At 78.6% G+C, this 3,844-nt stretch carries 4 protein-coding genes; 2 read left to right on the forward strand and 2 right to left on the reverse strand.

Translation table 11 applies throughout. From position 1 onward, the window contains the following. Together hemW and ABEB16_RS10775 are read right to left on the reverse strand one after the other, a co-directional pair. Window positions 1-1,064: radical SAM family heme chaperone HemW (gene hemW, locus ABEB16_RS10770; protein ID WP_345712254.1), on the reverse strand; the 1,064-nt coding region annotated here is incomplete at its 3' end. A 55-nt stretch (window positions 1,065-1,119) separates the two neighbouring features. After that, complete coding sequence (locus ABEB16_RS10775; RefSeq protein WP_345712255.1) at window positions 1,120-2,151, reverse strand: zinc-dependent alcohol dehydrogenase family protein; 1,032 nt, start codon at window positions 2,149-2,151, stop codon at window positions 1,120-1,122. Window positions 2,152-2,420: 269 nt separating this feature from the next. Here ABEB16_RS10775 and ABEB16_RS10780 point away from each other — a divergent pair, with 269 nt between their 5' ends. Continuing rightward, a complete protein-coding gene (locus tag ABEB16_RS10780; protein ID WP_345712256.1) occupies window positions 2,421-3,245 on the forward strand; it encodes a DUF1206 domain-containing protein in 825 nt (274 codons plus the stop codon). A 63-nt stretch (window positions 3,246-3,308) separates the two neighbouring features. Further along, on the forward strand, window positions 3,309-3,844 hold a 536-nt coding region (locus ABEB16_RS10785), incomplete at its 3' end, for an MFS transporter (RefSeq protein WP_486335978.1).

Here is a 3,844-nt window from a genome sequence, read left to right on the forward strand (position 1 = left end):
ACGCGCACGGGGTCGGTGTCCTTGACGACGACGTCCTGGGTTCCCATGGTGCCCTCCTCCCCCAGCACCTCCCGGGCGTGGGCGGGGCTGCTGCCCGCGGCCAGCCGCTGCGCGTAGGCGCTGGGGTGCTTGACGTTCCACCAGCGCACGCCGCCGACGTGGCTGTGCGCACCGGGCCCCACGCCCCACCAGTCCCCGCCGCGCCAGTAGGCCAGGTTGTGCCGGCAGGCGTGCCGCGGCCCGCGCGCCCAGTTGCTCACCTCGTACCAGCCGTACCCGGCGGCGGTGAGCACGTCGTCGGCCACCTCGTACTTGGTCGCCAGGTCGTCGTCGTCGGGGGCGGGCACCTGGCCCCGGCGCACCTGCCCGGCCAGCCGGGTGCCGTCCTCCACGATGAGGGCGTAGGCGGAGACGTGGTCGGGCCCGCAGGCCAGCGCCGCCTCCAGGCTGGCCCGCCAGTCGGCGACGGACTCCCCCGGCGTGCCGTAGATGAGGTCCAGGCTCACGTCGAGCCCGGCCGCGCGCGCCCACGCCACCGCGCGGGGCACCCGCTCGGGGTCGTGGGTGCGCTCCAGCACCCGCAGCACCGAGGGCACCGCGGACTGCATCCCGAACGAGACCCGGGTGAAGCCGGCCGCCGCCAGCTCGGCCAGGCCCTCCGGGGTCACCGAGTCCGGGTTGGCTTCGGTGGTGACCTCCGCGCCGGGCTCCAGCCCGAACGTGGCCCGCACCGCGTCGAGCAGGGCGGCGAGGTCGCCGGGCGGCAGCAGGGTGGGGGTGCCGCCGCCGACGAACACCGTGGAGGCCGGCCGGGGCGCGGCGGCCAGCACCTTCCCGGCCAGCTCGACCTCGCGGGCGGCGGTGGCGGCGTAGGCGGCCTGCGAGCCACCACCGCCCAGCTCGGCGGCGGTGTAGGTGTTGAAGTCGCAGTAGCCGCAGCGGACCGCGCAGAACGGCACGTGCAGGTAGACGCCGAAGGTCCGGTCGGCGGCGCCGTCGAGGGCGGTGGCGGGCAGGGCGCCGTCGGCGGGGACGGGCTCGCCGTCGGGCAGGGTGCTGGGCACGTGCTCCAGTGTCGCCCGCCCGGCGGCGTGCTCCGGGCCGGGCGGGCGACGTGGCTCAGCCGTGCGGCAGCACCGCGACCTTGCCGCCCGCGGCGGAGTCGGCCACCTCGTAGGCGCGCGCCACCTCGTCCAGGCCGAAGCGGTGGGTGACGACCACCTCGGGGTGCACCCCCCAGCGCGGCAGCCGCTCCAGCAGGTCCGCGGTGCGCCAGGTGCTGGCCACCCACGAGCCGTGCACGGTGAGCTGCTTGTGGATGATCACCTCGCTGACGTCCACCGACAGCCGGCCGCCCTCGCCGACCAGGACGGTGCGCCCCCAGCGGCGGGTCAGCTCCAGCGCCTGCAGCTGGGCGGGGCCGGCTCCCGAGGCGTCGACCGCCACGTCGGCGCCCTCGCCCAGCACCTCGCCCAGCCCGGCGGCGTCGCCCGGGTCCAGCGCCACGTGCACCGCCCCCAGGTCCAGGGCCGCCCGGCGCCGCTGCGGGGACGGGTCGGTGCCCACGACGAGGCCCGAGCCGTGCGCCCGGGCGAAGAGCCCGACGAGCTGGCCCACGGGCCCCAGCCCGGTCACGAGCACGGAGTCGTCGCCGCTGACCTCCGCGCGGCGCAGCGCCTCGTAGGCGGTGGCGCCCCCGCACGCGACGATCGCCCCGTCGACGAACGTCAGCGCGTCCGGCAGCGGCAGCAGGTCGCGCTCCTCGGCGAGCACGAAGTCCGCGTGCCCGCCGTCGCGCTGCCAGCCGTAGCCCGCGCGGCCGGAGCCGGTGCAGCTGATCTGGTAGCCGCGGCGGCACTCGCGGCACAGGCCGCAGCCGGAGATGTGGTAGACGACGACGCGGTCGCCGACGGCGCGCTCGCGGCAGCCGGGACCGACCTCGACGACCTCACCGGCCGGCTCGTGGCCGCCGACGACACCCTGGTAGGCCTCCGCGCCGGTGCCCAGGTGCTCGCGGTAGATGGCGCGGATGTCGGAGCCGCAGATCGTCGAGGCCCGCACCCGCACGAGCACCTGCCCGGGGCCGGGCACCGGGGTGTCCACCTCGCGCAGGTCCACCCGCCGCCCGCCGGGCAGGTACGCGGCCCTCACCGCCGCACCCCCGGCGCCGCCGCGCCCCGTCCGCCCACGCCGTCGTGCCGCATCCGCCCCGCTCCTCGCTCGCCGGTGTCCGGCCGCCCGACCCCGGGCCGCCCTGCATCGTTGGCCACCGCCGCGCGCACCGCCCCCGCCCGCCCCGCCGCAGCGGGCCGGTGGCGTTCGGGTGGCCGGCCCGCACGCCGCGCGCCACGCTGCGGGACGGCCCGCCACGTGCGGGGTGGATCGCCGGCGGCGGGTGCCGCCGGCCGGGAGGAGGGGCGATGGCCAGCTCGGGTGGGCACGGGTCGGATGCCGGTGCCGCGGCGCGGGGCGCCGGCCGGCAGGTGACGGCCGGCGCGCAGCGGCACGCGGGGACGGCGCGGCGGATCGGGCGCTGGGGGGTGGCGGCCGAGGGCGTCGTCTACCTGCTCGTCGCCTGGCTGGCGCTGCAGATCGCGCTGGGCTCCGGCGGCGGGAGCGCGGACTCCTCCGGGGCGCTGGCGACGGTGGCGGGCTCGGCGCTGGGCCCGTTGCTGCTGGTGCTGCTGTGCGCGGGGTTCGCCGCGATGCTCGTCTGGCAGGTGCTGGAGGCGGTGCTGGCCCCGGAGGCGAAGGACAAGGTGCACGCGGTGGCCAAGGCCGTCGTGGCGCTGGCGCTGGGGTCCACGTGCGTGCGGCTGCTGCAGGGTCGCGGGGCGTCGGCGGGGCAGCGCCAGCAGGGCCTCACCCAGCGGCTGCTGGAGGCACCCGGCGGGCCGGTGCTCGTGGTCGTCGTCGGGCTCGCGGTGGTGGCCTACGCCGTCGTCAGCGTGCACCGCGGGCTGAAGCACCGCTTCGAGGAGAAGGTCGAGGGTTCGCTCAGCCCGGCGCTGCGCACCGTGGGCACCGTCGGCCACGTGGCCCGCGGGGTGGCCTTCGCGGTGCTGGGCGTGCTCGTCTGCTGGGCCGCCACGGGGGACACGGCCAAGTCGCGGGGCCTGGACGCGGCGTTCCGCGAGATCGCCGCACAGCCGTTCGGTGCGGTGCTGCTCGTGCTGGTCGCCCTCGGGGTGGCGGCCTTCGGGGTGTTCCAGATCGCCACCGCCCCCCGGCGCCGCGCCGCCTGAGCGGGCCGCCGCCCGGGGCACCCCGGGGCGGCGGGTGCGGGCACCTGCGGTGAGGATGACCGGGTGCCCCAGGACCCCACCGCCGACCCGACCGCGCCGGCGACCGCCCCGGGCGCGGCGCGGCGGGCCGTGGTGCCCGGTCTGCTGCTGGCGGCGGTGCTGCTGCTGGCGCTCAACCTGCGCGGTCCCCTGGTGGCCGTCGCCCCGCTGGCCGGGGCGCTGCGCACCGACCTCGGGGTGGGCGCCGGCGGGGTGGGGCTGCTCACGAGCCTGCCGGTGCTGTGCTTCGGGCTGGCGGCGCCGCTGGCCTCGGCCGTCATCGCCCGCGCCGGCGTCCACCGGGCGGTGCTGCTCTGCCTGGCGGGTGTGCTGGCGGCGACGCTGGTGCGCTCCGCCGGGGGCTGGCCGGCCGCGCTGGCGGGCACCGTGCTGCTGGGCGTGGCGATCACCGTGGGCAACGTCGTGGTGCCGGTCGTCGTGGCCCGCGACTTCCCCGCCGCCACCGGGGTCGTCACCGCCGCCTACACCGCAGCGCTGAACGTCGGCTCGACCCTGACGTCGTCGCTGACGGCGCCGCTGGCGTCGGCGTGGGGCGCGGC

The organism is Kineococcus glutinatus, from assembly GCF_039542765.1.
GTDB lineage: Bacteria > Actinomycetota > Actinomycetes > Actinomycetales > Kineococcaceae > Kineococcus_A > Kineococcus_A glutinatus.

Excerpts from the sequence above, each read along its gene's own strand:
- ABEB16_RS10780 (WP_345712256.1), top strand. The coding sequence starts at position 2,421 with ATGGCCAGCTCGGGTGGGCACGGGTCGGATGCCGGTGCCGCGGCGCGG.